Source organism: Wolbachia endosymbiont of Madathamugadia hiepei (genome assembly GCF_013366855.1).
GTDB lineage: Bacteria > Pseudomonadota > Alphaproteobacteria > Rickettsiales > Anaplasmataceae > Wolbachia.
This window is the reverse complement of the sequence record NZ_WQMP01000118.1, coordinates 1-3,212: the sequence shown is the minus strand read 5'-3', so window position 1 is coordinate 3,212 and position 3,212 is coordinate 1. Positions and strand designations below refer to the sequence as shown.

The following is a 3,212-nucleotide window of genomic DNA, read 5'->3' as shown; positions in this document are numbered from 1 at the left end:
GTAATTTCTCTATTTGTAGCTAAGTTAAACTACCAGTTTTTGCTACATCTTTCCTTATTTTCTCATGATAAACTTTTTTCACAGAGCCTAGCAACTAGAGCTAAAAAATATTGATTTCCTTCTCGTTTAGGTGCTAATTCTACCTTTGCAATATCTTCGGTATCTCTAATCAACCGTTCTAGTTTTTCCAGTCCAACCTCAGTGTTTGTGAGTTCTCTACCTCTAAATTTCATTGTGACTTTGATTTTGTGTCCATGTGTAAGAAAATCCCTTACGTGACGCAATTTTGTTTCGTAGTCGTGATCGCCAATATTGGGACCTATCTTAATTTCTTTTATCGTTAATGTTTTTTGTTTCTTCTTTGCTTCACTTGCTTTCTTTTTTGCATCATACTTTTGCTTGCTGTAATCCAGAATTTTACATACTGGAGGAGTTGAGTCAGGCGCAATTTCCACTAAATCTAAGCCGATATTCTGAGCAGATTCCAGAGCCTGCTTTATTGCCACAATCCCAACCATTTTACTATTTTGGTCAACTAAGCGTACTTCCTTAGCTGTAATGGATTCGTTAATTCTGTGTTTTTTAGTTTGCAAATTTTAACTCCCTTGACTAAGGTTAATACTTTTTAATAGCAATTCAGCAGCTTTTTCGTAGGAAGAAGACTCCTGTTTTTCTGACCCTAAATTTCTCACTGACATAGTTTTACTCGCAACTTCATTTTTGCCTACAATCCATAATATAGGAATCTTGTTTGAACTATGCAAGCGTATCTTATAACTAATTTTCTCATTGGTTAAGTCAGTTTTAACTCTAACACCTTGTTTTTTTAAAGTGTTGTAAATTTCTGTAGCATAATCGTCAGCTTCGCTTGTAACGGTTAGAATGGCAAGTTGCGTTGGAGCGAGCCACAGTGGAAATTTTCCTGCATAATGCTCTATTAAAATTCCAATAAAACGCTCAAAAGTTCCAAGAATTGCCCTGTGTAGCATAACAGGGTGGTGCTTTTGTCCGTCTGCTCCTATATAGAAAGCCTCCAGGCGCTTTGGTAAAATGAAGTCGACTTGCAACGTTCCACATTGCCAATTTCTGCCTATTGCATCTTTCAAAACGAACTCTAACTTTGGGCCATAAAATGCACCTTCACCAGGGTTGAGTTCATAGCTTAAACCTGCTTCTCTGACAGCTTCAAGCAGCGCTTTTTCAGCTCTATCCCACACTTCATCATCTCCTGCTCTAACATTTGGACGGTCTGAAAATTTCACGGAGATTTCGTTGAACCCAAGCTCTGAATATACTTCTTTTAAAAGGTCGCAAAATTTTACAGCCTCAGAATTAATCTGCTCTTCCATGCAAAAAATGTGCGCATCATCCTGCGTAAAACTACGCACTCTCATCAGTCCATGCAATGAACCTGAACTTTCGTTTCTATGACATGTACCAAATTCTGCCATACGTATCGGTAAATTGCGGTAGCTTCTGGTGTGAGAGTTAAAAATCTGCACGTGACAAGGGCAATTCATGGGTTTTATTGCTAGCTTTTTACTTTCAGATTCATCAACGATAAACATGTTTTCACGAAACTTATCCCAATGCCCCGATTTTTCCCATAGCTCCTTGCTTACTAAAATAGGAGTTTTCACTTCAGTATAGCCATTTTTTATTAATTTTTTCCTTATGTAAGACTCAAGAACGTTATATAAAGTATATCCCTGTTCATGCCAAAAAACCTGCCCGGTAGCTTCTTCCTGGATGTGAAACAACTCCATATCCTTAGCAATCTTGCGGTGGTCGCGTTTTTCCGCCTCCTCCAAACGCTTAAGATAAGCGTTTAATTCATCCTTATTTCGCCACGCGGTGCCATATATTCGCTGTAGCATTGGACCCTTAGCATCACCGCGCCAGTATGCTCCTGCAACTTTCATAAGTTTAAACGCTTTGACTCTACCTGTTGATGGCGAGTGCGGACCACGGCACAAGTCAACAAAATCTCCTTGTCTATAAACAGTTAGATTTTCACTCTCTGGTATGGAGGAGATAATATCAACCTTATATTTTTCACCTATACTGCTAAAAAAATCTATTGCTTGCTTACGCGTCCAAACTTCTCGAACAAATCTGTGATTGCTTTTTATGATCTCTTTCATTTTCTTTTCTATTGCAACAAGATCACCCGTGGTAAAGGTACGATCTGTAGCAAAATCATAGTAGAAGCCGTCCTGAATTGTTGGGCCGATAGTAATCTGAGTGTTAGGAAAGAGCTCTTTCACTGCCTGAGCCATTATATGAGCAGCATCATGCCTTATTATATCCAAACCCATTTCGTCACTAAGTTGTATCACCTCTATTTCTGTGTCAGATTCAATTTTACGTGAGAGATCATACAACTCACCATTTACCTTTAGGGCAACGGCTTCTTTTAAAACGTCTGGTTGTAGTATGTCAAAACCAGTAACTCTTCCGCTGTATTCTTCTACTTTTTGTTCAGCTGAAAAAGTAATTCTAATCATAAATATACCTATTGGGAGGACAGTGGAGCAACAGAGGCTCTGCGCATAAGTCAACAATAATTTTTATATAAATCAAAATACCTCCATAAGCCTTAATAATTTTACGCAAATTAAAAGTAGTACGCTTCCACGGTTCTCTCCATGGTCTGATATGGCAGTTAAGCTGCATTATACTTGTTAGGCAGAAGTGAACGGCAACATGTCTAATACGAAATCTAAGTTTCACTCTGCTCTTGCTTATCCTTTCCATCGGCATTACTACCTTGAGTAAAATTTATGCTCCTCCTATATCTTTTAATAACAAAATTCTGTTTTATCAACCAACATTCTATGCATAATTAGAGCTAATTTCTGGGCTACTGCAACAATTACTTTCTTCAACAACTAGGCATAAGTCAATCTGAGGAGCAGAAGCAAGTTTTGACGCAAAATCGGAAAGAGGTTATGCAAGAGATCTATCAATGGCATCAACTTAAGAACTTCCATTAGCAAACTCTCCTAAAGACACGATGGCGTTTGGGCTTATCCATGTTACCCAATAGAAACAAAAAAACTACTTGACAACCTTCACCGTTACCCTTATCATAGTATTGAAGCTATTTGTTTAACTTCCCAATCTGTACAAGTTAAAATGACAAGAAAACTTGTATTTGGCGTACTATTGTTTAATTTTTCGCACTATGTGCACTGTATGTCTTTTTAAAA

General features: G+C 37.9%; 2 protein-coding genes. Both read right to left on the bottom strand.

Translation table 11 applies throughout. The features are described 5' to 3' along the window. Positions 1–62: 62 nt before the first annotated feature. The gene (infC, locus tag GO685_RS04325) at positions 63–593 is read right to left on the bottom strand and encodes a translation initiation factor IF-3 (RefSeq protein ID WP_175937726.1); all 531 of its coding nucleotides are present in this window, start codon (positions 591–593) and stop codon (positions 63–65) included. A gap of 3 nt (positions 594–596) precedes the next feature. Next, positions 597–2,507: a threonine--tRNA ligase gene (gene thrS / locus GO685_RS04320; RefSeq protein WP_175937725.1), complete on the bottom strand. Its 1,911-nt coding sequence runs from the start codon at positions 2,505–2,507 to the stop codon at positions 597–599. Between the last annotated feature and the right edge of the window lie 705 nt (positions 2,508–3,212).